Raw genomic sequence first — 25,299 nt, 5'->3', positions numbered from 1 at the left:
GAAGAAACTCGACTGAAACTTCGGACAGAGTGTTTCAAAGAAATTTCTTCCTCTCCGTCCTCCTTTTCCTCGCCCTCCAATGCAGTTCTCCAAAGACAACAATCACCGATGGTGATGTAAAACGGGTTCTGGAAAGAGTCAGCATCGCCAGAATCAACGCGAATCTCAAAGCGACAGCGGGAAAATCGGCTCCGACCGATCTGACTTTTTTTCTCGAAGCCTGTTCAGTCTATCGACTTGATCCCGATAAAGTATTGGAGCGCTTAAAAGAAAAAAGCCCCGCGCTTCACGAGGCCTTAAAAAAAGAATATGAAAAATAAAGAAAGAATGATCTGGATCGGAGTTGTCTCCTTTCTCAGCTTCGCACTCATTCTCCCAACGGGAACCGTAAAAGGGATTTCTAAAAATGGAGAATCCTATCTTCAGATTTTCCACGAAGTTTTATCAACCATTCAAACCGATTATGTAGAATCCGTAGACGAAGAAAAACTCTACGTAGGAGCCATCCGAGGATTGATTTCCTCTCTCGGAGATCCGCACTCGCGTTTTATGGATAGGGAGGATTTTTCCCAACTCCAAGAAGAAACGAGAGGAAGTTTTGGCGGACTCGGGATGGAAGTCTCTTTTGCGGACGGGGCGATCGTGGTCATTTCTCCGATTGAAGACACACCGGCGATGAAAGCCGGAATTCTACCTCAGGATCGAATCGTAGAAATCGACGGAAAAAAAACCAACGACCTTTCTCTTTCCGATTCCATCAAATTGATGCGGGGGAAAGTCGGGACTTCCGTAAATATCAAATTAGAAAGAAAGAATCAGAAAGAACCTCTCAATCTCACTTTAGTCAGAGAGATGATCAAAATTCGTTACGTAAGATCTTCTTATTTGGAAAAGGAAAAACTCGGATATATCAAACTCAATCAGTTTATGGGAAAGGACAGCACACTTTCCGAATTTAAAAAAGAACTGAATTCTCTCAAAGAAAAGGGAGCCGAAGGATTGATCGTGGATCTCAGGATGAATCCCGGCGGACTTCTGGATCTCGCGATCTCATTGTCCGATCTATTTTTAAAACCGGATATGGATATCGTTTCCGTAAGGGGAAGGGGTGGAGAACTCGTCCGGGTTTTCCGTTCCACGGTTGCGAACGATAAGTTTACGAATCTTCCGCTTGTGGTTCTTATCAACGAAGGATCGGCGAGCGCCTCCGAAATTTTTGCCGGAGCGATGCAGGATCACGGAAGAGGAAAAATTCTCGGGACCGTTTCCTTCGGAAAGGGTTCCGTCCAAAACATCTATCCACTTTCGCATAACACGGGTATTGCGCTTACGATTCAAAAGTATTATACCCCCAGCGGGAAATCGATTCATGGAAAGGGAATCCAACCGGACGTAGTCGTAAAATCGGTGGAACCAACCGAGGACGATCGATTTTATATTCGTAAGATGGCCGAGAAAAAAATGCTCGAAACCTTTCTTGTAAAAAACCCGAATTATTCCGAAGCGAACTTTCTTCTTTTTGAAAAGTTTCTCGCAGAGAAAGGAATCAAACTTTCCACGGAGGTCGCAAAATTCTTATACAAAACCAGAAGCACTCAAGAAGGAAAGAACGGGATTCTGGATTTGGAATTGGATCCTCAAATGAGAAAGGCGATCGAAATTCTTACGGCTCCCAAAGAGGGAGAAAAAAAAGCCTGAACCGATGATCGGAATTTCCTTACCCGAAAATTAAAAGAGATAGGGGAAACGATCTCGATCGGAATCCTTGTCGGAGTTCCGACAAAGGCGGACTTTGTGCTTGTAAAAATTATGATTTTATGATAGAGAAAAGTCTCCCGAGTTTTCCCGCCACCGCACCCCTCCACCCAAGATCAGGGTGGGGGGCGCGACTTTCACTGAGGTTTGTCGTTGTTACGACAGTTCTTCTAAGATTCAATTCTTTCCTGGGTAGGGGGCTCCAATGATCGGAATGGGGATTGAAACCAGTTGCGACGAGACCTCGATCGGGATCGTCCGCGACGGGAAAGAATTGCTCAGCCTCCGGATTTTTAGCCAGATCGATCTGCACAAACCCTACGGAGGAATCGTCCCGGAGATTGCGTCCCGCGCTCACCTGGAAAAAATCAATCTTCTCTTGGAAGAGGCGATGGAGGAAGCTAAGATCACCTTCGAAGATCTTTCCTATGTCGCAGTGACTTCTTCTCCGGGTTTGACCGGATCTCTCATGGTCGGAGCTCAGATGGCCCGTTGTATTCAGATGGTCTATGGAACTCCGATCTTACCGGTCTGCCATCTTCAGTCTCACTTTGCCGTTCTCCATTTAGAGGGAGTTCCTGCAGAATTCCCGGTCCTCGGTCTTCTCCTGTCCGGTGGAAATTCCGCAATTTACAATCTGAAAGAATTTGGAAGAATGGAACTCGTGGGAGATACGATGGACGACGCCCTCGGAGAAGCCTTTGACAAGGTGGCCGGGCTTTTGGATCTTCCCTATCCCGGCGGTCCCTACATAGAAGCAAAGGCCTCGGAATACAAACCGGAGCCCGATGAAAAACCGGTTCTTCCCCCTCTTTTACGAAATCTTCCCCAGGATCAGATATCTTTTTCTTTCAGCGGACTCAAGACCGCCGTGATGGTCCTCCTCGAAAAACAAAAGGACATTTCCAAAGAACAGATCTGTTGGAACTTTCAGAATTCCGCCTTTGACCTTGTGGAGAGAAACCTCAAACGAGCCGTTTTAAAAACGGGAATTCGAAGGGTTTTTGCCGGAGGGGGGGTGCTCGCCAATTCCACTCTCCAGAAACGATTGCAGTCTTGGGCGGAAAAGAATTCTGTGGAACTTTTTAGCCCGAAGAAAAAAATTTATTGTACGGACAACGGGGCAATGGTAGCTACACTAGGGTACTATTTGTTCCGGAAAGGTTACAAAAGAGATATCGATTTTACAGTAAGCCCCTCTAGACAGGAGATCTTTTCATGAAACTCAAACTTGGTTGGGTTCCCAATACAATTACTCTTGGAAATCTCACGATGGGATTCAGTGCGATGCTCGTAGCATCCGAAGCCGGATCAAGAGGTGGAAGCGAGTTACAGGCGTATACACTTGCAGGATTCTTTATATTGCTCGCAGCGCTTTTTGACGGATTGGACGGAATGGTCGCACGCGCCTTGAACGCAACCTCGGAATTAGGAGCGGATCTGGACAGTCTCGCCGATCTCACCGCATTCGGGATAGCTCCGGGATATCTTATGTATCAGATGGTTCTTTCCGAATACAAGATCGACGTCTTTGGAAAAGAAGATCTTTTCCCGATCGGGATGCTTATCGCGGCGATCTTTCCCATTTGTGCGGCGTATCGACTCGCGAGATTCAACGTGGCTCACGATCCGAAATCCTTTACCGGACTTCCTTCACCGGTGGCCGGCGTTACAGTCGGATTTTTTCCCATCTTTCTAAACGTAAATTCCGCTCCTCATTGGCTTACGATCATCGGATTTGTTTTGATCGCGATCCTGATGGTATCCAACATACGTTATTCGAAACCGCAAGCAGCGATCCGTTCCAAGCTGAATCCGACGAGAGTGTTTTTGTTGATCGGAGGAGTTACACTTCTTCTTGTATCGATAGGACTCAACCGTTGGCCTTGGCTTATCTACGGACTGATTTTCTTTTACATTTTTTCGGGGATCATGACCTTTCTCATCCATCTCATTCAAGAATTTAGAGTGAAACTCGATTAGAAGGATCGATAACCTCCGCTTCGATTTTCAATATTAGAATTCGGCGATTCACAAAAGGTTTTCTTTCTGCAAAGAAGGAAAACCTACGTTTTTCCGAAAAGGATTTCACCGAAAAAAGTCTGCAACGGATTTAAAGTCCGAAAAAAATGATCAGAGACATTCTTCCTTTTTGAGCATCACCTTATCCATAAGTCGAAAGCCATTTAGAATCCACACGATTCCACTGTGAATTTTTGTCGGAGTTCCTACCAAGAACTCTGAGAGAGAATTCTACTTTCAAAAAGTATAATTTTGTGATAGAGCAAAGTGACCGCGAGTTTTCCCAAAAGCCCGCCCCTCTACCCAAAAAACTCAATGCGTCGCTCTCTAAGGATCGCTTGAACTCAATGCGTCGCTCTCTAAGGATCGCGCCGCAGGGCGGGACGCGTGCCCTTTTCACGGAGGTTTGTCGTTGTTACGACAGACTTTTCTAAAGGTTCAAACAATTTGCGGGTAAGGTTATCCGTTTTGAGCGGTTTATTCTTAAAAAATTGTAAACATCACATACGATATCCGGTAAACTCGTCGTGGGAAAACGAAGGAGTTCCCACAAATTCGTCGTTTTCGCGGTTTATGAATTTTTTTCTCCAGACTGATTCCGTCAAAGAACCATCCCAAAATCTAAAAATGTGGGAACTCTCACATCCTATTCTGGACGATAAAACTGCGGTCAGAGAAGCCGCAAAAATTCGATACGCCGTAATTTATGGAAATTCAAAGAGATAGATTAGAATTTTACAAAATGGAATTCTTTCATTTTTCGAGGTATTGGGATAGGAGTTCCTACTTTTTTTGTGAAACTCAGTACCTTGTTTCTGTCGGCTCGACAGATTTTCCGGCAAGTTCTAAAAAGGAAATTGCACCTGAAGATTGATCCAGATCCCGTCGTTTTTGATATCCTTTTTTCGCGAATGACTGACCGTAAAAGCGACGTAAGGCGAAAGAAGCCTCAGACGAAACGAAGAATTTCGATCCGTAAAGATCAGACTGGTTTCGTCTCTCGCGGTCCTCGCCTCGAAAAGAGAATCCATCCGATTATCTTCCTTCTGAAATAAAAATGCCCCTTCCAAGTTCCAGGATTCGTCCAGACGAAAAGACCATTTTCCTTCGGAGATCGAATCTCCGTTGGTTCTCCATTCTTGACCGGCCTCGATCGAAAAGTTCTTTTTCTGAAAGGAGTAGTAAAGACCTCTTCCCAAAGTTTCCGAAGGGCCTTGAGAATAATTTCGAAGAGAAAAAAGAATTCCTCCTGCATCCCCGAAATAAAGCGGAGCCTTTCCGCTTACGTTCTGCCAACGTTGAGAATCCGTAGAAGCCGGCTGCTCCGCGGAATTCAAGGAGGTAAAGGGAGAATTTTCTTCGGAAGAAAGATTTTTTTTCCAGGCGCGGATCCATTCCAAGGAAAAGTAAGAATGAGAAGTGATTCCAAAACGCGCCAGAGACGCCTTCCCGTCCAGTTCCGTACGATCGGGGTCGATCGCAAAAAGATCCCGGCCTTTACCGCGATAACCCGTAATTCTAAATTCCGCATCGAGACGTTCCGAAAAAACCGAAGAATAAAAAGTTCCGTCCCATTCTTTTTTGATTCCGAAAGTTTGAATCCGAGAAACGATCTTAGGACCGGGAAGACGAAAGTTCTTCGATTTAAAATCGAAGGACGCGTAGTGAGTTCCCAATTCCGGAGCATAAGCAAATTCGAATATTCTTCCGGGGGAAATAAAAAAATAACCACCCCGTTTCCGAGCCTCTATTTCGGAATAAAAAGAACCGAAGGCCCAGTCCGCAAATTTCAAATGGAAGAATCCGGAACGGTGGATCGGCTGTTCAATTTCGGGAAGGGCCGTGTAAAAGTCGTTGTCTCTCAAAAAATAAAAATTCTCCAGAGGACGAAAACGATGGCCAAAACTCGCTCTCACAAACTTGTTCTCCCATTTACCGGAAAAAAACGGACGTCCGTTCCTGGTTTCCAAAAAACCGAACCAACAAAAAGGAAATTCCTTGCTCGGGTTTTTGAGTTTAAGCGGACAATTGGAGGTTTTGAAAAACCAATTCTCCTTCTCGTTTCGAAGATAACGGGAATTGTAAGTTTCGAAAGTAGCCCCGATCCTGGATTCTTCCGAAAAAAGAGGGGAAAAAAAGAGGGAACAAAAAACGATCGTCGCTAGGAAAATTTTCAAATAAAGTAGAATTGAAGAATATTCAAAAAGAATAATAATCTCAAGAAATGAGACCCGGCGAGTCCGAAAGGAAAACATCAAAATTTTTCCTTTTTCAAACTCGGATTCTTTTTTCTCAAAAGGACGAGGATTTTGATTTTTTCCTTTTCCGAAAGAGAATCGATCCATTCAAAAAATTCTTCTCTCGAACCGGAACTTTTTCCGGAAATCCGCAAGGAAGAATCGAGTGAAAATCCCGCCGACAAAAGTTCCTGAACCGAAAAGGAAAACCGAACAAACGGAGCATATTTTTTCCGAGGAAGAAACTTTTTCGGAGAAAGATCGGGCTTTTTTGAAACCGCGGTCGAGCCTGGAATATTCTGAAACTCAAATATTCCAGAAAAAGAATGTTCATTCTCTTCTTCCCGGATTCCGGAAACGGAAGCCTGAAAAGAATCCCAGGAAAAACCGATTCCTAAAAAGAACCGGTCTTCAACGATCGTTCCGCTCCAAGTCCGGGAAGCCCCTAAAAAAAGTCCGAGTTCCTTTTTCAAAGGGGAATGGAGTAAAATCGAAACGTTCTCGAAATTTCCTCCGCGTTTTCCGAAAATCTGAATTCCTTGTTTTTCGGAAATTTCCAAACGTGTCCCGAAAACAAAAAGATCGATCTCTCCTCTTTCCCAACCCGCAAACCAAGAAAGAGAAAATCGATTCTCATGAGGGAGATAAGAATATTCCAATCCGGAAAACGTCCTATGAAACGAGCGATTTTCCCGTTCCGGAATTCTTTCGTTTTGATAGAGGAGATTTCCCTTCCAGAGATGTCTCGGATTCTCCTTAAGAATGGGAACTGAAAGTTTGAGTCCGTAAGAAGGAAGGTTTTCTTTTTTTGCTTCCGCAAGAATTCCCAACGCAAAGGAAGAATCGGGTCTTGCGGAAAAGAAAAACGGGTTCAGAGACTCGGGAGAATGTTCCGTCGATTTTGTCTCCGATCGGTTTGCGAAGGACAAAAACAAAAAAAGGATAAAAATTAGGAACCGATCAGGACTCTTTCCCTTTCCCAGGGATATGTTTTGCATTTTCTCCACATCGAAAACGGTTCTCGGGTCCGATTCTTCGGGGCGAAAATTTGAAAAAAAAGGAAAGTTCCTCTAAAAAAAAATCCAAATGCAACCGTTTTGTCCGGGGGGAAAGTTAAGATAAAGAACAGAAACGGAGGAAAACCGCAGGTTTTATTACTCAAGATCGCTCTGGATTCTAAAATCGAAGGATTTTAAAAAATTGAGCGTTTTTAGTTGACATTTACTAATGTTTTGAGTAGTATATACATATCCGTTAAGTGGAATTATTTGTGGTTTTATCGGTTTATGTCGTCTAATTTAATAAGAATGGAGAGAAGACTATGATCATTCGATCTCTGCAAGAATCAGCTAATTATCAGAGAAAACGCGGTGGTCTCGCAGGAGCTGGCCCTAATTGGAGGGAAAGAACTCGTGCGGGAGAGTCCAATCTGAAATCCTTCGCGGATTATCTGGAAGAAGCATTTGAAGGGGAAGTAGTTCAACAGGGAACCTGGTTTGCAGATTCTCTGTCTGAGCTGAGTAAAAACAACCTGAAGCGGATTTGAAGTCTGGCGGAAAACTCTCGGAAAGGTTGAGCCCTTTCCCGGATCCCAGAGCGCGCATAGCGTATGAAGCCGAGTCCCTTCAAGATTGGGAACTTCTGGCGGTACTTCTGGGAAGGGGAAATCGGGCTCAACCGATCGACGAACTCAGTCGGAACATTCTGCATCACAGCAGAGGTTTGGGCGGACTTCTCCAAAAGAAGGTTTCGGATCTCGTTCAAATTCCTGGAATCGGTCATGCAAAGGCCACCACCTTACTCGCGGCTGTTGAATTTGCAAGGCGTCTCAAATGGGAAGCTCTCAAGGGGAAACGTTATTCTCCCGAGCATCTCATCAATTATCTTTCCACCAGTTTGATTCCGAAAAACAGAGAATGTTTTGTTCTCATTACACTTTCTCCGGAAGGGGCGGTTTTACGAGCCGAGATCGTGGCCGTCGGAAGTTTGGAAGAAGTGGGAGTGCAGAGCCGGGATCTTTTGAAGATCATTTTAAACGACGCGGCCTCTTCCGTGATCATCGCTCACAATCATCCCGAGTCGAGCTCCAAACCGAGTAAAGACGATCTCTGGATCTATAAGAATTTCAAAAAACTTCTGGAATCGCTCGGATTGGAACTTGTAGATCAATGGATTTTTGGAATTGACGGGATCTATTCCTGTAAGGAAGGTAAGGTTCTTCAGGCTCAAACGAAGTGTTGAAAAATTTACCGATTCTTTGGATTTTAGTAAGGAGAGATTACGCCTTACAATTTGCCGGAAGCGCTCTCGGAATCTCCTGGATGCTTGTCCAGAACCTCAGCATCATTCTCATCTACACGATCGTATTTTTATTCTTACATCTCAAAGGGAATCCCGAATCCGCCGTTGACTTTATAGGCTACGCGTTTAGCGGTCTTCTTTTCTGGGTTCCTCTTCAGGAATATATGATCCGTGGAACTTCCATTCTTACCGAAAATCGGCAGTTGATCAAAAGATCCCCTCTGGGTCCGGAGATTTTTCTCTGGATTCCATTCGTTCAGATGCTCGTTCATTTTTTGGTGACTGCGGTACCGGTGCTGATCGTTCTGATTGTATTCGGAAAATTGAATGTATTTTTATTCCCTCTTTCGATTTTTGTGATGTTTACGGTAGGTTATCTTTTGTCTTTTGTGCAGGGTTATTTGGCGAGGGCCAATGTGATCCTTCGGGACATCACTCCTTTGATCCGGCTGATTTCCCAATTCTTCTTTTGGTCTTTGCCGATTCTCTATTTGTCTTCCGGTTTTTTACATTCGATCAACGTTTGGAATCCGCTCAACTTTCCTCTGGAAATTTTTCGTTTCGTTTTGTTAAACGACTTCGTTCCAGTTTTTCACTGGAAGGAATTTCTTCCGTATTTGATTCTATTTCCTTCGATCGGAATTCTCTGCCGTTCTAAATTTCATTCCGTGATCTTGGACCATCTTTGAGCCTAAAAGTAGAAAATCTCCATAAGGTCTATAACGGTTTTAGCGGACCTTCCAAAAGAATTCTCAACGTTCTTACCCTCGGTTTTTTTGGGAACGACATACGTTACAACGCGCTCAAGGATATCAGCTTTCGGGTGGAGCCGGGCGAAATCGTAGGTCTGATCGGAAGGAACGGAGCCGGAAAATCCACGCTTTTGAAGGTTCTGACCGGTGTTTCGTCTTACGCATCCGGAAAAATCACAAAAAACGGTTCTTTGCGTTCCATCCTCGAATTGGGAGTCGGATTTAACCCCGAACTTTCGGGAAAAGAAAACCTCTACTACAACGGCCTTGTCTGGGGGCTAAGTCCGAAAGAAATCACTTCTTCGATGGACGAAATTTTCGAGTTCTCGGGTTTAAAAGAATTTCAGAATATTCCAATTAAACAATATTCTTCCGGAATGGTGATGCGTCTCGGTTTTGCTTTGGCGACTTTTTCAAGACCCGATATTCTCATCGTGGACGAGGCGCTCGCGGTCGGAGACGCGAGTTTTCAGCAGAAATGTCTGCACCGTTTTCGTTCCTTTCAAGAACGTGGAACGATGACCTTGATCGTAAGCCACGATCTGGAACTTCTGAAGTCGGTTTGTTCCAGAGTTTTGATTTTGGAAAAAGGCAAACTCGTTTTTGACGGGGATCCCGTCGAAGGTTTTCGGGAATATATGCAGATCATTGCGGATTCCGGATTCGGAGAAGAATCCATTCTTCCCTTACAAAAGGATTCTCCCTTGGAAAATCTTTCTCTGAGTTTGAAATATAAGGGTCAGACAAATCCGAAAATTCTTCCCGTAGGGGCCGAGATCGAAATCGAAGTCGGAGTAAAATTTACAAAAGACATTCCGGATTTGACCGTTGGTTTTCATATCGACGACGCGAGAGGAATCCGGGCCTTCGGGACCAATACGTTTCATCTCGGAAATTCTTTAAAAAATATTCTCGCGGGAGAATCGGTTACGGCGAACTTCCGACTTCCTCTGAACTTTTCCGCGGGAAAATATTCTCTCGGTCTCGCCTTGCACGAAGGCGACAACCACGTAGGAAACAGTTATCTATGGAAGGACGGGATTCTTTCTTTCGAATTGGAACGTTTGGATCTTCCTAAATTCGAAGGCGCGGCTTGGTTGCCGGTGAAGAGCAGTCTCAAAAAAGAAGTTTGATCTCGATTTATTTTTCTTTCTAAGTCCGGAAAGTCCGGAATCCTGGTTCTCAATATGAAAGTTTGTGTGATTGGAAGCGGTTATGTCGGCCTCGTTGCGGGCGCTTGTTTTGCGGAATACGGAAATCAGGTGATCTGCGTCGATAAAGACGAAACAAAGATCTCAAATCTCAAAAAAGGAATCATTCCTATCTATGAACCCGGTCTTTCCGAGTTGGTTTTGAACAACGCCAAGGAAAAGAGACTGGAGTTTACCACTTCTTTAAAAGAGGGAGTGGAAAAAACCGATCTCATTTTTATTGCCGTCGGAACTCCCACGCTTCCCGACGGTTCTTCCGACCTTTCGGCGGTTTTTGCTGTCGCGAGAGAAATCGGAAAATCGATCAACGGTTACAAGGTGATCGTTGACAAGTCCACGGTTCCGGTCGGAACTGCGGCGCAGGTCAAGGCGATCATTGCAAACGAGACAAAAGAAGAATTCGACGTCGTTTCCAATCCTGAATTCTTAAAAGAAGGCGCGGCGATCGACGACTTTATGCGTCCTGAAAGAGTCGTGATCGGTTCCGACACGCAGAGAGCGGGGGACTTGGTCGCGCAACTCTACGCTCCCTTTGTATTAAACGGAAATCCGATTTTAAGAATGGGAGTTGTTTCCGCGGAACTTACGAAATACGCGTGTAACGCGTTTCTCGCGACAAAGATCTCTTTTTCAAACGAGATTGCCAACCTCTGCGAAGTCGTAGGAGCCAACTATGAAGACGTTCGCAAAGGAATGGGAACCGACTCGAGAATCGGAAGACAATTTCTCTACGCGGGAATCGGTTACGGAGGTTCTTGTTTTCCAAAGGACGTTCGGGCGCTGATCAAAACTTCCGAAGACGAAGGCGCTCCTCTACAGATCATCCGCAAAGTGGAAGAAGTCAACGAAGCCCAAAAACTAAGACTCTATGAGAAAATCGTAAAGTTCTATGGAGAATCGAATCTTTCGGGTAAAACCTTCGCGGTCTGGGGTCTTTCTTTCAAACCAGGAACTGACGACATGAGAGAAGCTCCTTCGATTCCTCTTCTTTTACAACTCCATGATAAAAACGTTAAGTTACAGGTTTACGATCCCGTTTCCAAGGAAACTTCTTCGGTTTACTTTCAGGGAAAAGTAGAATATTCCGCCGACGCTTATTCCGCACTCAAAGACGCGGACGCGCTTCTTCTTCTCACCGAATGGAGAGAATTTCGAGAACCCGACTTCGGAAAGATCAAAACATTATTAAAATCGAATGTGATCTTTGACGGTAGAAATCAATATTCTCCCGAGCTGATGAAAAAAGAAGGCTTTCAGTATTTTTCCATCGGTAAACCGAACGTCTGATTTTCGAGTTTTCTTCTCATTGTCGTCGTAGTTCCGACACTGGCTCTGTTGTCAAAGGCCGTTGCGTTTATACGAAGTTCGTCTAAGCGCAAGGGGAACGTGCTTTCAGGTTCTGTTTCCATTTTGGAAACGATTGTCTGGAATTGCTCTCATTGTCATCGGAGTTCCGACACTGGCTCTGTTGTGAAAGGTCGTTGCGTTTATACGAAGTTCGCCTAAGCGCAAGTAGAAATGTTCTTTGAAGTTCGTTTCTATTTTAGATAAGATTGTCTGGATCGGTCTCATTGTCGTCGTAGTTCCGACACTGGCTCTGTTGTGAAAGGTCGTTGCGTTTATACGAAGTTCGCCTAAGCGCAAGGGGAACGTGCTTTCAGGTTCTGTTTCCATTTTAGAAACGATTGTCTGGAATTGCTCTCATTGTCGTCGGAGTTCCGACACTGGCTCTGTTGTCAAAGGCCGTGGGTTTATACGAAGTTCGCCTAAGCGCAAGGGGAACGTCTTTCAGGTTCTGTTTCCATTTTAGAAACGATTGTCTGGAATCGCTCTCATTGTCGTCGGAGTTCCGACACGGCAACGTTGTCAAAGGTCGTGGGTTTATACGAAGTTCGCCTAAGCGCAAGTAGAAATGTTCCTTGAAGTCCGTTCGTTTTAGGATTTTTACTTTGGAAAAATGCAAACTCGTTTTTTGTCGAGAGTCATTTTTTGGCGGAATGCTCGGAGAACCGACCTTCGAACCTTCGAAAGAAAAACCGACTTCACTTTGAACTGCGATCCTCCACAAACGGATTTATAATCCTTACCCATACAAGTGCCTGAATCTTTAAAGGAATTTGTCGTAACAACGAAAATTTCCATTAAACGAAAACCCCTCGCTGCGATGCGATCCTTAAGGAGCGGTGTATTTGAGTGCAAGCGACCCATCGGGAGCGATGCGTTGAGTTTTTTGGGCGCTGGAAGGTCCGGGTTTGCTCTATCAGAAAATTAATTTTTTGCAAGTAAAAAGTCTCAAATGTAGGAACTCCTATTCGAAGTTTTACTTTTCTGAGATTTTTTTTGAAAAAAGACAGTTCGTGTTGGAGGTAACTTTTTGGGCCTGTCCTAAAACCTGCCCGGCGCCAACGGAAACGAGACGCTGAGTTCACAAAAACGTAGGAACTCCAATCGAAATTGAACTACGGTCCTTTTGTTGGAAAGCTCATAAGCCGTGAAAGGACCGAAATCTGTAGAAACTCCAGCCTTCTGTTGAAGGCTTCCTTAGAGTGTTGCAAGCGGTTTTACGTTTGCAAGCCAAATTTAGGATGATCAATATTAGAAATTATGAATTCAATTTTCCATTCTTACGTTATAATTTATTTCGTATGTCGGAAGATTTTTATAAAGAATGGACGCTCGATTGTAATCGTTTTGAAGGGCGGATTTTTAACTTCAACGTATGGGCTAATCTTGCTCGAACGAACCTTAACGAAAAAGAAACGAAACGTTCGACTCGAACATATCGATTTGATCAAAGGCGACCGAATTTCCAAAAGAAAGACCGTTAGCATAAGTCAGCGTGGCCGTAGCGGTTCCACCTGAACTCAGATTCTGATTACCCGGACCGATCATGGGAGAGTTCTTAAAAAAATGGACCTTTCCTTTTCCGATTTGAGCGGCCCCCGTCGCGATGGGATCCGGTGCGGAGAGGAGGATATCGGACAAACCGTCTCCGTTTATATCCTGGAGGATCGCGAAAAATCCGAAATCCAAACCGGCGGATTCTCCGCCAAACACTACATTTGCGGAACCTCCGGAACCTAAGTCTACACCCGCGATGCCGGTCGTACCGTCGCTTTGAAATAGATAGGCGTTCCCAAAATTGGCGGAGCTTCGAGTGGCGCTTACGAGCAGATCTGCAAAACCGTCTCCATTGGCGTCTCCGGCCGACATCGAAGCGCCGAAACTACAGTTGTTTCCCGCGCTGCACGTTGAAAGCGCCGGCCCGAACAAAGTCGTATTCGGAGTATTCGAATACGGATTTGTGGAACCACAGTTAGAATGATAAACGAATACGAGTCCTCTGTTCGTCGCATAGCCTGAAGCCGTCACCGCGAGATCAGCACAAGAATCTCCGTTAAAGTCCGCGAGTTGAATTATGGATCCTGAGTAATTACATCCGCCGCCCGGTGGACATTGTGCGTTAGGCGAAATCAAATATTGAGGCGTAAGAGGAAGAGTTCCCGCGTTTGAAATATAAATATAAATTCTACCTTGGTTTGTATTAAAAACGGGGGCGCCTATAACGAGATCCATATATCCGTCCCCGTTGATATCTCCCACGCTGGACGTCGAACCGAAGTTATCGGCCGCACCTAAGTATTTGATGTCGGCTAACGCACCGGCGCCTAAGTTTTTAGAAAGAATTCCGGAAGATCCCCGGCTGTAAAAAATATATCCTAAACCGTTTGCCCAGGGAGAGGTGAGAATTGCGTCGTCATAACCGTCGTTGTTTACATCTCCACCTAACACCATGGAGCCGAGTCTTTCGCCTCCATTCTGTCCTTGGATGAGAGTGTCGTACGAACCGCCGGATTGTAGATCTCGACTTAGAATCCCGTCTTGACCGGAGCTGTGGAAAATAAATGCGGCTCCGATCGTCCCGAAGGCGGGAGAGGCCTGTGCGCCGATGAGCATATCCGCATAACCGTCTCCGTTAAAATCACCTGCACTGATTCGATCTCCGAAATACGTGCCTCCCGCAACTCCGTCTGTAAGAATCGAGTCCGGTGTGGTAGAGGGCATTCCCGTATCTCCATGACCTAAGAAAATAAGACCGTAGCCGACGACCGCATTGCTCGGAGAGACCGAAAGAATCACGTCCGAATAACCGTCTCCGTTTGTATCTCGATTGTTTCCTTTGATCACATTTACGATTTTTTCTCCGAAAATGTTTCCGAAAGCATCGACAGCCTTTACTGAAATTTTGTGCTTTGTTCCTAATTTCCAAAACGTTCCCGTTACAGCCGGCGCCGGAAGTTGATATCTCCAATTGGAAAGCCCATCAACTGGAACCACGGCTCCGGGAGCGTCGTCTAAGGAAACGTAAACCGCCGGAGTTTGAGCCTTACCCACTAAAAATCCGGACTGAAGAATAGAATAATTTACTAAATTAGAAACTGTGACTGCGTTTTCGGCGTATAAGAATCCGGCAAAAATGCCGGCTAAGATCAAGCCGAAGGAGTTCTCTTTTGGACAAAGCGTATTGTTTATATTTCCAACACATTCTACCGGAGGTTTGAAAAAGGCGTTCGACCAGCAATTCAATATGAACAAATTCAAAAGAATTGGAAGTATAAAAAGAACAAACAGTCTGCGGGTGTGTGACTTGAAAGGTTTATAAAGATCCATTTCGTTTATTCCTAAGTTACAAGTGCTATCCGTTTTGAAAACCGAGGAAAGAAAAAAAGAAGAACTCTTATAAAAAAGTAATAAACATCGAAGATAGGAATTCTATTTAGAAAGCAAGTTCGTATTAAAAAAACAAAGATCGTTCAATTTTTAAGCAGAATGAGATCGCCAAACAGGTTACAGACGCTTTGGATTGAAATTTTATTCCCAACCGGCAAAGGCGGATTCCGGATTTGGCCCCGAATAATTCCAGTGCCCCATCTTTCTTCCCTTTCTTGCTTCGGTTTTCCCATAAAGATGAAGATGGAAATGAGGATTCCCTAACGTTGTTGTCCAGAGTTTTGATCCGGGTTTATAATCTTCACCTAGGATGTTCTTCATCGTTATAGGCCTTACCGGAATTTCTTTCGGGGCAGGAAGGTTGCAGAGGGTTCTCAGTTGAAGGGAAAATTGCGAGAGAGAACCGCTATCCTGACTAAAATGTCCGGAGTTATGTGGTCTTGGAGCGAATTCGTTACAGAGGATTTCTTCATCTTTGATAAAAAATTCGATTCCGAATACTCCGATGTAATCTATCTCCTCGGCCAATTTTTTTGCATAATCAACGAGATTCTTTTCCACACTCGGAGAAAAATTACCGGGATGAAATGTAAGATCCAAAATATGATCTTTATGAATGTTTAAAGAAGGACGGAAATAGGAAATTGCCCCGTCTTGAAATCTTGCGAAGATCACGGACGCTTCCGAAGTGAAAGGAAAAAATTCCTCTACGATATGATTGAGCTCCTTTAGATTGGAAAGGGCGGAAATCAATTCCTCTTTCGACTTACACTTAACCTGTCCTTTTCCGTCATAACCCATCGTATTCGTTTTTAGAATACAAGGATATTGGACTTTGGAAGGGGTTTCTTCCCGATCCTGGTTCGTAAAAACCGGATAAAAATTCACCGTCGGAATCGCCGCTTTTCGAAAGGAGGATTTTTCCTTCCATCGGTTTTGCGCAATCCGAACACAGTTTGGGGAAGGGTGAACTAACAGATCGGAAGCGTTTTGGAATTCCTCAATGGTAGAAAGTGCAATTTCTGGAATATTCTCAAATTCGAATGTAAGAGCGTCTATGGATTTTAAAAAAGATAAGAGGGCTTCTTTGTTTTCATACTCGAAAACGAATTCTTTGGCGCCGACTCCGCTTGCGGGAGAGTGTAATTCCGGAGAATAGACAGAAACTTCGTATCCGCTCGGAATCGCCTCAAGTGCGAACATTCTCGCGAGTTGTCCGGATCCCATCACTCCGAGTTTGGCGCCTGGAAGAAGTATTTTCTTTTGTGTCACAGAAGATCCTTATTCTTAGAAAGCGCGTCTTCCCGAATTTGCTCCCGATATTTAGAAAGTTTTTCGGAAAGTTTGAAATCCTGAAGCGAAAGAATTCTGACGGCAAGTAGCCCCGCGTTTTTTGCCCCAGCAGCGCCGATGGCCAAAGTTCCTACAGGAACTCCTCCAGGCATCTGAACGATGGAAAGGAGACTGTCTAAACCGTTCAACGCCTTAGTCTGAATCGGAACCCCCAAAACGGGAAGTGTAGTCATTGAAGCAACCATACCCGGAAGATGGGCAGCTCCTCCGGCGCCTGCGATGATAACGGAAAAGCCCGCGTCCTTTGCCGATTTAGAAAATTCTAACATAAGTTCAGGAGATCTGTGCGCGGAAATAATTTCTTTATGAACGGAAACGCCGAAATCTTTTAGAATGAGTTCGGCTTCTTTCATCGTTTCCCAATCGGAATGACTTCCCATAATGATTGCAACTTTTGCGCTCAAGTTTGTTTCTCCTGCGTAAGATAATTTGTTTCGATCGGCGGTTTGCAAGTACTAAACGGAAAGACCTTCGACGAAACGTTCCAGTTGAATTCCTCTCGACGCTTTTGCTAAAACGACCGACGACTCGGGAACTTTTTCGACAAACGTATTTAAGAGTTCTCTAAGACCGTCCGCAGTTCCGGGAAAATGATAAGAGAATTTGGACGAGTCAGTAAGTTTTTTAAATTCTTCTTGGATCCATTTGGAATCCTGTCCGAAAGTAAAGAGACCTTTTAAGTTTTTAAAATCGGCGCAGCGTTTTCCCAATTTTTTATGAAAGGTGAAGGAATGTTTTCCCAGTTCTTTCATGTCGCCTAAAACCGCGAAAAAATCTTTTCCATCGGCAAGTTGATCCGCGACTTCGAGAGAGGATATCATGGATTCATAATTTGCGTTGTAAGTATCGTTGATGATGGAATACTTTCCAGTTTGCAGATCGAGACGTTTGTTGCCGGATCGAAAGCCGGAAATACCTTCTAAGATCCATTCTTCCGGAGTTCCAATCGTCTCGAGGCAGGCGACTGAGAGGGCGAGATTCCCTAAGAGTTTTTCGCCGGGAAGATTCCAGTCTATTTTTCTACCTTTGTATTCGAGAGCGAATCCCTGGGGTTTTCTTTCAAGAATTTTGAAAGTTTCCTCAGGTTTTGTTAAGATTAGCTTTCCGCCGTATTTTCGAAGTTTCTTTTTTAGAATTTTAGAATACTCTCCCGAGTTTGGGAAAAAAAGTTTTCCACCTTTCGAAAATCCTTCTACTACTTCCGCCTTTGCTTTGGCTATGTTCTTTTGGCTTCCTAAGAATTCGATATGCGCGGTTCCAATCGTGGTAATAATTCCAAAGTCGGGTTTTGCGATCATTGAAAGTCGAGAGATTTCGCCTTTATGATTCATTCCCATTTCACAGACTACAACTCGAGTTTGATCGCTGATTCGAAAAAGAGTAAAAGGAAGCCCGATCTCATTGTTATAATTCTTTTCCGTTACGACTAACGCGGTATCACCTAAGTTCCGTAGACAAGTTCCGAGGAGTTCTTTCGTAGTAGTTTTACCGCTCGATCCCGTGACCGCGATGAGAATCGGACGAAAGCGTGAACGATGAAATGCTGCCAGACTTCCAAGCGCGAGTAACGTATCCCGCACCGGAATCGCTTTTTGTTCTTCTTCTTTGGAAAGACTTTTTCGAAGGGGATGATCCGTTTCGATTAAAAAATAGGAAGCGCCTCTATAAAGTGCGTCTCGAATGAATTGGTGTCCGTCTCGATTGCCTCGTAGCGGTACAAAAATGGAACCTGGTTCGGCTTCGTTGGACGCAGTCGTAATATTGGTAATTTGAGAATCCTTTTTGAACCAAGTGTTGCTCGTTGATCCTAAAACTCTGCGGATCGTTTCCGGATCATAAAAGAAGTCTGCCTTCATGAGTCCAGGATGTAGGAGGAGAATGATTTGAAAATTCTATTTTTTTTTTCAAAAGAAAGCTCCATTTTCTTTCTAACTCTTTCCTAACGTTTCTCCGTAAAGGGTCGTTTTTTTTTGCGGCTTGGATCCGGTTCCAAGGTCTTTGAGTCGGGGTTACCCTTAGGAAAGGATTCCCGAGAGGCACGTCAAAGCTTCCCTGAAAGTGACAAGTTTTTTTCAAAGTTTGTTTTGTCGGAACTCCGACAAAACAAACCGTTAGGAGTTTTCCGGGAGAAGTTTAGGAGCTTTCTATTAAAGAAGGTCGCAATTTGTTCGATTACCTCCATTCTAAGAATCGAAACGATTTCGTTTTGCGCCTTTGCTTGGAGAGTCCTATTTGCCGGAATTCCGACCGAAGTCAAGTCGTCAAAAGTTTTGCGATTATGCGAAGTTCGCCTAAACGCGAAAGAAATAAAAGGAAGGTCATTCTTTTTTACCGTTTCAGCTACGATATGCTATCAACGGCAGCCCGGAGTTCCGACCGAAGTCATGTCGTCAAAAGTTTTGCGTTTATACGAAGTTCGCCTAAGCGCGTAAAGGAGAAGGCGATTCTATTTACTGCCTTAGCTACGACGTATCGTTAACGGCAGGCCGGAGTTCCGACCGAAGTCTTGTCGTCAAAAGTTTCGCGTTTATGCGAAGTTCGCCTAAACGCGAGAAAATTTATCACACAACTTCGTATCCAAGACAGAAAGCAATTTTTGATTTAACAAAGCATTTCTTACTTCTCGACTGAATTCTAAAATTGGAGTTTCGTGTTTATACGAAGTTCCCCTAAGATAACCCGTCCAAAAATATAAAATGGTTCTTTCCAAATCGAATCCTCAGGCTTTACGACTCGATTTTTTTTCCTCTTCTTTTTCGATCGAATGATTGAGTGAAACTCGTAGTTCTTCAAAACGGGAGTGTAAATTTTTTGCATCTCCGTAATCGATAAAATAAGGATATCGTTTGTGGACGATTAGATTCTTGCGAGCGTGTTTGATGGGACACCAATACTGCTCGGTTCGAGCGCCGATTTCAGTGACGTAGGCAAACAACCCGTTCGCATAACTGCAGTAATCGCAATTGATTTTTTCCAGAAGATTCAGATAGTTTAAACGATGTCTATCAAGCGTGATATAATCGGATCTTTTTACGGCCGGAATCCCGTATAATCGAAAACAGATCATTTGATAGATTGTCATAGATACATCAAGAAAAATTAATGGAATGACGATCATATAAATGATCGGTGCAGAAACGACGTTTTGAGGGCGGCTTGTTCGGATCCAAGAAAGGATGCCCATTCTCATACGTCTGTGTGCTTCCCTTATTTTCTTTTCAAAAAGCACTTTCCCTCCTTTTAGTTCATAAAGCGCATGCCGTTCCTGTTCTCTCAATTCGTCTTTTAGTTCTTCTTCGAGCGCAGAAATCCGGTCTAAGATATTCTTTACTTTTGTGTTCATTAAAAAACCTTCCTCAATTTTTAATGAAGGTCAAACATTATCGATCCCTTTTCAATTTTTAGATCCGGTCGTCTGACTGCGAAGGCGACCGTCTATGTAACTCAAACGATGGGAGGATCAATAGTGATAGTACATAAGAGTTTCGTCCTTCCAAGAAATGAATGTAGAAAAAGTGTAAGATCATACATTCATAGTAATCTAAATAAAGGAAATGACCATATTGTCGCATGGTAGGCTTTGATTTTACTTTGGCTAGGTTTTACACGGATAGCAAGGTTCGAAAAAATCCTTATCGATCAAGAATTTATTTCCATTTCCGGAGGTTTATTTCTTTCTTCCGGAAAACGATTTCATACGGATGGTTGGCTTAGAGTCCCTATCTTTGCCGATTTTCGATTTCGATCGGTGTTCCTACTTTTGATACAAATCGTTCTTTTCGATGTACTGACGCAGATTTTCGGGAACTTTCGCAGTCTCCATCGAAGATCTAAGCTCTCGGCGTAATTCCGTAGAGCTAACGGGAAGAAGGGGATTGTTTAAGAAAGTGAATTTTTCCGAAAACTCTTGCAAGTTTGGATTTACTGGAATTTTTTCGGAGACTCTCCGAAAGACGCAGACATTCTTAATATTCTCAAGAATTTTTTTCCAATCTTTCCATTTATGAAAGTTATCGTAGTTATCCTCGCCGATTAAAAGAGCGAATTCTCGTTCCGGATAAACGCGCTTAAGTTCTTCGACGGTAAAAACCGTATAACTGGGACCAAGCCGTCTTAATTCCAAATCCAAAATCGAGATGTGTTCCTTGAAATCGGATACAAATAGATTCAGCATTTCTAATATATCTTCGGGCGGGGTCGCTTTTTCTGCTTTGAGAGGATTTTGACGGTTCGGAATGATGAAGACGTCTCTACAATTCGGGACTTCCTTAAAGAAGGACTTTAAAATTTCTGAATGTCCTTCGTGAGGAGGATCAAAACTTCCTCCGAAAATTCCGGTGAGGATCTTATTTTCCTCGGACATTTTATCCTCGAATTTGTCCGTTTCCGGTGACGTAAGTGGTCGTGGTAGTCAAGTGGACCAAACCCATCGGGCCCCTTACGTGTAGTTTTCCGGTGGAGATTCCGACTTCCGCACCAAGACCGAATTCTCCTCCGTCATGAAAACGTGTGGAACAGTTGATAAAAAGAGCTGCGGAATCCAAAGAGTTGGTGAATTGTTTCGCCGTGCTCAAGTCTTCGGTAACGATCGCCTCCGTATGACCGGAAGATGTTCTTTCAATGAAAGCTAACGCCTCCTCCAAAGAGGAAACCGTTTTTACCGAAAGTCTTAGGTCTAGAAATTCTTCCAGATAATCCTCTTCCTTTACGGGTTTTCCATTCGGATACAAAGAAAGAGAAGACGGATCGAGTAAAAGTTCCACTCCTTCTTTTGCAAGAGTTTCTAAAAGTTCTTTGCGGAACGGATATCCGGTATGAAGAATCAAATTCTCCGTCGCATTACAAACTCCCGGTCTCTGCACCTTCGAATTGATTACGATCGGAATGACTTTTTCAGGATCCGCGTCTTGATCGATATAAAGATTACATACGCCCTTGTCGTGTTTTACGACCGGAATCTTAGAATGTTCTGAAACAAACTTGATCAGTCCTTCTCCGCCTCTTGGAACCACGATATCGATCGTCGAAGTTTGTTGAAAGAAGGGAAGCATGAATGTACGATCGGTCTTATCCACAAACGTAACGGCGCCGACGTCGATTCCTTCTTTTTGTAAAACCTCGTGAAAAATTTTTACCAAAGCCGCATTCGAGTGAAACGCTTCACTTCCTCCGCGAAGAATACACGCGTTTCCCGATTTAAAAGAAAGAGCTCCGACGTCGATCGTAACGTTCGGGCGGGATTCGTAGATAACCATCACAACTCCCAAGGGAACTCTTCTTGTGACGAGTTCGAGGCCGTTTGGAAGAGTCAAACCTCTCGTAACTTCGCCGACCGGATCCGGAAGAGCCGCGATTTCGCGAAGGGCGGACGCCATTCCGGAAATTCGTTTTTCGTTGAGAAGAAGACGATCCATAAGAGAAGAAGAAAGATTTTTTTCCTTCCCGTCTTTTAGATCGAGTTCGTTTGCGGATAGAATCGCAGTATTCCGTTTTTCTAATGTATTTGCTAGATCGAGAAGGACTTTGTTCTTGAGCGAAGACGGAATGGATTTTAGAGTTCGAGAAGCCTTTTTGGCGCGAGCGCAGAGATCTTCCGCATATTCCATTTCTTTCATAGATGATTCCCTCCGTTTCCATTTCCGTTCCGATTTTTACGAATGATTTCTTTTACGTCCTCTTCCGAAAATACACGATTTCCGGAAGGAGCGACTAACGTTCCAATTGAGTTTTGTTCCAGAAATTCCCGAATGACGTGCATTTTTTTACCGTTCAAAATTGCGGTCGGAACTCCGGCTTCCGAAAGTAAACCGGCGGATTTGAGTTTTGTAAACATTCCCCCGGTTCCGGGGCCGCTCGGCCCGCCTGCAAGATCCAAGTCTTCTTTTTCGATTTTTTCTAAGAATGGAACGACTTTCTCCTCTTTTAAAAAGCCGTCCACTCCCGTAAGAATGATCAGGAGATCCGCGCCCACGATCAAACTTACCAACGCGGAAAGCATATCGTTGTCCCCGAACCTCACCTCTTCGGTCGCAACCGAATCGTTTTCGTTCACTACGGGAAGAATTCCCCATTCTAAAAGTTGAGTGAACGTGTTTTTGAGATTCTTGTATCCTTCTTTAGACTCCAAATCCAAGACTCCGAAAAGAATCTGCGCGATGCTTAGATTCACCTTGGAAAAAAAACTGTCATAAAGATTTACGAGTCGGTTTTGACCCATCGCCGCCAGGGCCTGTTTTTCGGAGAGGGAATCCCCGGACAAAATAGAAGAGGGGAGTTCGCTTAACAAAAGTCTTCCTCTCGCGATCGCTCCGGACGAAACAAGGATCACTTTTTTACCGAGATTCCTGAGGTGGCGGATATCGCTTACCAATGGAAAAAGAAAGTCGTTCACTTCCGACTCGGGACCGGAAAGTCTCGCAGATCCCACTTTGATTACGATCATTTCCGAAGAGCGGATTTTTTCAGAGAGAGAAGAACGTTCCATGTTCGAAGATCCTATTCCGTTTCATCCAAGACGCTTTCCTGAGGAAGCGAAGTATCATTTTCAAGAGAAGAATTCGTTTTTGATTCTTTCGGATTTAAGACCTTATCGATCTCATCCTTGAAGAATGTTTCATCCATCGTTTCGAGAAGTTCTTCCAAGTTTGTTTCTTGGTCTGCGGAGATCGCGACGACCTTTCCCAGATGAGAGACCTTCGAGATCAGATCCTTTGTAAACTCCGGATCGTCCCAGATGTCGATTTTATTGAGGACGATAAGATAAGGGCGTTTGAGAAGTTCGGAATTGTAAGTCGAAAGTTCGTTTCGAAGCATCTTCAAATCCTCTTCGATATCCAAGGAAGAAGAATCAAAAAGATAAAGAATTCCTTTTACACGTTCGATGTGACGAAGAAAAGAAAGGCCGAGTCCGATTCCCATACTCGCGCCTTCGATGATTCCAGGGATGTCCGCGATCGTAAAACGAAAGATATCTCCTCTTCGCTTAACAACGCCCAAGTTAGGTGAAAGAGTCGTAAACGCATAACCCGCGATCTTCGGATGTGCATCGGTGATCTTCGAGATCAAGGTCGATTTGCCCGCGTTCGGAAGACCGACGATTCCCACATCGGCCAGAAGTTTGAGGGAAAGTCGAAGAAACTTATATTCTCCGTCTTCACCAGGTTGTGCAAAACGAGGAGTTTGATTGGTGGAGGATTTAAAATGAGTATTACCTTTGCCGCCGCGTCCGCCCCGAACTACGACGTATTCTTGCGTATCGGAAACAAAATCGAAGAGGAGGTCGCCCGTTTCTTCGTCGTAGATTTGTGTTCCGAGAGGAACAAAAAGAATCAGGTCTTCGCCCTTTTTTCCGGAACAGTTGTCTCCAACTCCGGGAAAGCCGGCTTCCGCTTTGAACTTTCTTTTGGAAAGATATTTGTCCAGGGTGTACATGGAAAGATTCGGACGAATGATGACGTTTCCGCCGATTCCACCGTCGCCTCCGTCCGGACCGCCGAACTCAACATACTTTTCTCTTCGAAAATGTACAGAACCGGGCCCGCCGTGTCCGGCGTAAACTTCAATGGCGACTTCGTCTACAAAGGATTCCATGTTATTTGAATATTCTAAAATTCTTAAATGAGTCTAAAAAACAAAAAACCGCAGAGTCCGGACCCAGAAACGGGCAGGAGACTGCGGTTCATCCGGTTTGAGTTTGAATATGAGGGGTTATTCCGGGTAAACGGAAACCTGCATTTTCAACTTGGAAACCATCTCGAACTTTACTTTTCCGTGAACGAGAGCAAAGAGGGTATGATCTTTACCAAGTCCTACGTTATTGCCAGGACGGAACTTTGTTCCTCTTTGGCGAACGAGAATATTTCCGGCGAGAACGGATTCTCCGCCAAAACGTTTTACTCCGAGTCTCTGGGAATTCGAATCCCGGCCGTTCTTTGAGGATCCACCACCTTTTTTATGTGCCATCTTCTGGTACTCCTATCAGTTCCATTTCTTTCGGGTATTGATTCTTCAGATTTTTAAGTCCGGAGAGAACCAATTCAAAACTATTATGAATTAAAACAATATCTTTGGGGAGAACTTCGAACCGAAGATATCCATCACGGATCTCAGCGGGTTTTGCGTTTTCCGTCCGGAGAAGGTGCAGATAAAGAGTCTGAACCAAGACCGAGACGGCAGAGCAGAGAAGATTCTCACCCTTTTTTCCTAAGGAAGCTGGGGAATGTCCCTCACTTTCTAAGGAAGAATACAACTCTTCTTTGCGAGTGATCCGAATCCGGATCAAACCGCAGAGAGAGAAACTACCTTTACTTTTTGAAGCTGTTGTCTGTGACCCCAAGCTTTTTGATAGTTCTTACGTCTTTTGTAAACGTAGGCGTGAATTTTTTCACCCTTTACGTCTTCCAAAACTTTCAGGGAAACACGAGCCGTTTTGAGCTCGGGCTGTCCGATATGAACTTTATTGCTGGATTCTGCGAAGAGAAGAACTTTCGCGTCAAAGGATTCGCCCGCGTTTTTACCGGTTTTTTCGGTCAGGAATTCCTGATCTTGGGTTACTTTGAATTGTCTGTTTCCAACTGAAATAATAGCGTACATATCGATCCGGCCTGTTTTAAGTCGTTTTCAACCAATCTGGTCGACGTTGCCCTCCGGTCAAGGGGAAAACTGAAAAACGCTTGTACGCCAAGAGCGTGGTTCCGACTTCGGTCAAAAAGACGGGGAAAATCGACGAAAAACGGTCCGCGTTTTAAGGGCAATTTTAGGAGAATTTCTGTTTTTGAAAGGAGGATTTTCCGTGAGCTTGGGAGAAGTAGGAACTCACACTTTTCTTGCATACCAGGCTTTTTTAGGAATTCTCCTTTGGTCGGAACTCCGCACAAACTCCGGTTTCAAGGGAGAAGTGTAGAATCTCGAACCCTTATCCTTTGCTTTTCACCCAAA

The 25,299-nt window shown here is 44.2% G+C and carries 24 protein-coding genes; 10 read left to right on the top strand and 14 right to left on the bottom strand.

What is annotated here, in order from left to right:
• The first annotated feature begins 29 nt into the window (after nt 1-29).
• The 5 genes from JWG44_RS19925 to JWG44_RS19905 all read left to right on the top strand — a co-directional run bounded on the left by JWG44_RS19925 (nt 30) and on the right by JWG44_RS19905 (nt 4,503).
• On the top strand, nt 30-320 hold the full coding sequence (locus JWG44_RS19925) for an LA_1448 family UV-C exposure upregulated protein (RefSeq protein WP_205276807.1): 291 nt from the start codon (nt 30-32) through the stop codon (nt 318-320).
• Nucleotides 310-1,698 carry a S41 family peptidase gene (locus tag JWG44_RS19920; protein WP_205276806.1) on the top strand — a complete coding sequence of 463 codons (1,389 nt, stop codon included), beginning with the start codon at nt 310-312 and terminating at the stop codon, nt 1,696-1,698. Before JWG44_RS19925 ends, JWG44_RS19920 begins: the two co-directional genes overlap by 11 nt.
• 262 nt (nt 1,699-1,960) lie before the next feature.
• The gene (tsaD, locus tag JWG44_RS19915) at nt 1,961-2,977 is read left to right on the top strand and encodes a tRNA (adenosine(37)-N6)-threonylcarbamoyltransferase complex transferase subunit TsaD (protein ID WP_205276805.1); all 1,017 of its coding nucleotides are present in this window, start codon (nt 1,961-1,963) and stop codon (nt 2,975-2,977) included.
• Nucleotides 2,974-3,738 (top strand): CDP-diacylglycerol--serine O-phosphatidyltransferase, encoded by a 765-nt coding sequence (gene pssA, locus JWG44_RS19910; protein ID WP_205276804.1) that lies wholly within the window; start codon nt 2,974-2,976, stop codon nt 3,736-3,738. The genes tsaD and pssA overlap by 4 nt, the downstream gene beginning before the upstream one ends.
• Nucleotides 3,739-4,350: 612 nt before the next feature.
• Entirely contained in the window at nt 4,351-4,503 is a 153-nt protein-coding gene (locus tag JWG44_RS19905) for a hypothetical protein (RefSeq protein WP_205276803.1), read from the top strand.
• A 119-nt stretch (nt 4,504-4,622) separates the two neighbouring features.
• On the opposite strand, the gene JWG44_RS19900 is transcribed toward JWG44_RS19905, so the two are convergent.
• Nucleotides 4,623-6,122, bottom strand: coding sequence for a hypothetical protein (locus JWG44_RS19900; RefSeq protein ID WP_408612023.1), 1,500 nt, complete (start codon nt 6,120-6,122; stop codon nt 4,623-4,625).
• A complete protein-coding gene (locus tag JWG44_RS19895; protein ID WP_205276801.1) occupies nt 6,032-7,012 on the bottom strand; it encodes a hypothetical protein in 981 nt (326 codons plus the stop codon). Before JWG44_RS19895 ends, JWG44_RS19900 begins: the two co-directional genes overlap by 91 nt.
• 323 nt (nt 7,013-7,335) lie before the next feature.
• Here JWG44_RS19895 and JWG44_RS19890 point away from each other — a divergent pair, with 323 nt between their 5' ends.
• Genes JWG44_RS19890 through JWG44_RS19870 form a run of 5 tightly spaced genes read left to right on the top strand, consistent with a single transcriptional unit; the run spans nt 7,336 to nt 11,565 of the window.
• Nucleotides 7,336-7,560 carry an LIC12298 family protein gene (locus tag JWG44_RS19890; RefSeq protein ID WP_118967863.1) on the top strand — a complete coding sequence of 75 codons (225 nt, stop codon included), beginning with the start codon at nt 7,336-7,338 and terminating at the stop codon, nt 7,558-7,560.
• Nucleotides 7,557-8,255, top strand: a complete 699-nt coding sequence (locus JWG44_RS19885) for a JAB domain-containing protein (RefSeq protein ID WP_205276800.1) — start codon at nt 7,557-7,559, stop codon at nt 8,253-8,255. Before JWG44_RS19890 ends, JWG44_RS19885 begins: the two co-directional genes overlap by 4 nt.
• Nucleotides 8,249-9,004 carry an ABC transporter permease gene (locus tag JWG44_RS19880; RefSeq protein ID WP_205276799.1) on the top strand — a complete coding sequence of 252 codons (756 nt, stop codon included), beginning with the start codon at nt 8,249-8,251 and terminating at the stop codon, nt 9,002-9,004. Before JWG44_RS19885 ends, JWG44_RS19880 begins: the two co-directional genes overlap by 7 nt.
• On the top strand, nt 9,001-10,200 hold the full coding sequence (locus JWG44_RS19875; RefSeq protein ID WP_205276798.1) for an ABC transporter ATP-binding protein: 1,200 nt from the start codon (nt 9,001-9,003) through the stop codon (nt 10,198-10,200). The genes JWG44_RS19880 and JWG44_RS19875 overlap by 4 nt, the downstream gene beginning before the upstream one ends.
• A gap of 54 nt (nt 10,201-10,254) precedes the next feature.
• Entirely contained in the window at nt 10,255-11,565 is a 1,311-nt protein-coding gene (locus JWG44_RS19870; protein ID WP_205276797.1) for a UDP-glucose dehydrogenase family protein, read from the top strand.
• Nucleotides 11,566-13,023: 1,458 nt separating this feature from the next.
• Here JWG44_RS19870 and JWG44_RS19865 read toward each other — a convergent pair.
• The 12 genes from JWG44_RS19865 to rplU all read right to left on the bottom strand — a co-directional run bounded on the left by JWG44_RS19865 (nt 13,024) and on the right by rplU (nt 24,954).
• Entirely contained in the window at nt 13,024-14,949 is a 1,926-nt protein-coding gene (locus JWG44_RS19865; RefSeq protein WP_205276796.1) for an FG-GAP-like repeat-containing protein, read from the bottom strand.
• A gap of 201 nt (nt 14,950-15,150) precedes the next feature.
• The gene (locus JWG44_RS19860) at nt 15,151-16,281 is read right to left on the bottom strand and encodes a 5-(carboxyamino)imidazole ribonucleotide synthase (protein ID WP_408612022.1); all 1,131 of its coding nucleotides are present in this window, start codon (nt 16,279-16,281) and stop codon (nt 15,151-15,153) included.
• Complete coding sequence (gene purE / locus JWG44_RS19855) at nt 16,278-16,766, bottom strand: 5-(carboxyamino)imidazole ribonucleotide mutase (RefSeq protein WP_205276795.1); 489 nt, start codon at nt 16,764-16,766, stop codon at nt 16,278-16,280. Before purE ends, JWG44_RS19860 begins: the two co-directional genes overlap by 4 nt.
• A 51-nt stretch (nt 16,767-16,817) precedes the next feature.
• Nucleotides 16,818-18,218, bottom strand: coding sequence for a UDP-N-acetylmuramoyl-tripeptide--D-alanyl-D-alanine ligase (locus JWG44_RS19850; RefSeq protein WP_205276794.1), 1,401 nt, complete (start codon nt 18,216-18,218; stop codon nt 16,818-16,820).
• A gap of 863 nt (nt 18,219-19,081) precedes the next feature.
• Nucleotides 19,082-19,705 carry a hypothetical protein gene (locus tag JWG44_RS19845; RefSeq protein ID WP_205276793.1) on the bottom strand — a complete coding sequence of 208 codons (624 nt, stop codon included), beginning with the start codon at nt 19,703-19,705 and terminating at the stop codon, nt 19,082-19,084.
• A gap of 411 nt (nt 19,706-20,116) precedes the next feature.
• Complete coding sequence (nadD, locus tag JWG44_RS19840) at nt 20,117-20,725, bottom strand: nicotinate (nicotinamide) nucleotide adenylyltransferase (protein ID WP_205276792.1); 609 nt, start codon at nt 20,723-20,725, stop codon at nt 20,117-20,119.
• Between the two features lies 1 nt (nt 20,726).
• A complete protein-coding gene (locus JWG44_RS19835) occupies nt 20,727-21,977 on the bottom strand; it encodes a glutamate-5-semialdehyde dehydrogenase (protein WP_205276791.1) in 1,251 nt (416 codons plus the stop codon).
• Entirely contained in the window at nt 21,974-22,846 is an 873-nt protein-coding gene (gene proB, locus JWG44_RS19830) for a glutamate 5-kinase (RefSeq protein WP_205276790.1), read from the bottom strand. Before proB ends, JWG44_RS19835 begins: the two co-directional genes overlap by 4 nt.
• An 11-nt stretch (nt 22,847-22,857) precedes the next feature.
• On the bottom strand, nt 22,858-23,952 hold the full coding sequence (gene obgE, locus JWG44_RS19825) for a GTPase ObgE (RefSeq protein WP_205276789.1): 1,095 nt from the start codon (nt 23,950-23,952) through the stop codon (nt 22,858-22,860).
• Between the two features lie 117 nt (nt 23,953-24,069).
• A complete protein-coding gene (rpmA, locus tag JWG44_RS19820) occupies nt 24,070-24,324 on the bottom strand; it encodes a 50S ribosomal protein L27 (RefSeq protein WP_002629808.1) in 255 nt (84 codons plus the stop codon).
• Nucleotides 24,314-24,643, bottom strand: a complete 330-nt coding sequence (locus tag JWG44_RS19815; protein WP_205276788.1) for a ribosomal-processing cysteine protease Prp — start codon at nt 24,641-24,643, stop codon at nt 24,314-24,316. Before JWG44_RS19815 ends, rpmA begins: the two co-directional genes overlap by 11 nt.
• On the bottom strand, nt 24,640-24,954 hold the full coding sequence (rplU, locus tag JWG44_RS19810) for a 50S ribosomal protein L21 (RefSeq protein WP_069608149.1): 315 nt from the start codon (nt 24,952-24,954) through the stop codon (nt 24,640-24,642). Before rplU ends, JWG44_RS19815 begins: the two co-directional genes overlap by 4 nt.
• Nucleotides 24,955-25,299: the final 345 nt, after the last annotated feature.

Source organism: Leptospira ainazelensis (assembly GCF_016918785.1).
Lineage (GTDB): Bacteria > Spirochaetota > Leptospiria > Leptospirales > Leptospiraceae > Leptospira > Leptospira ainazelensis.
Note: the sequence above shows the minus strand (reverse complement) of the source record. Positions and strands in the feature narration are given on the sequence as shown.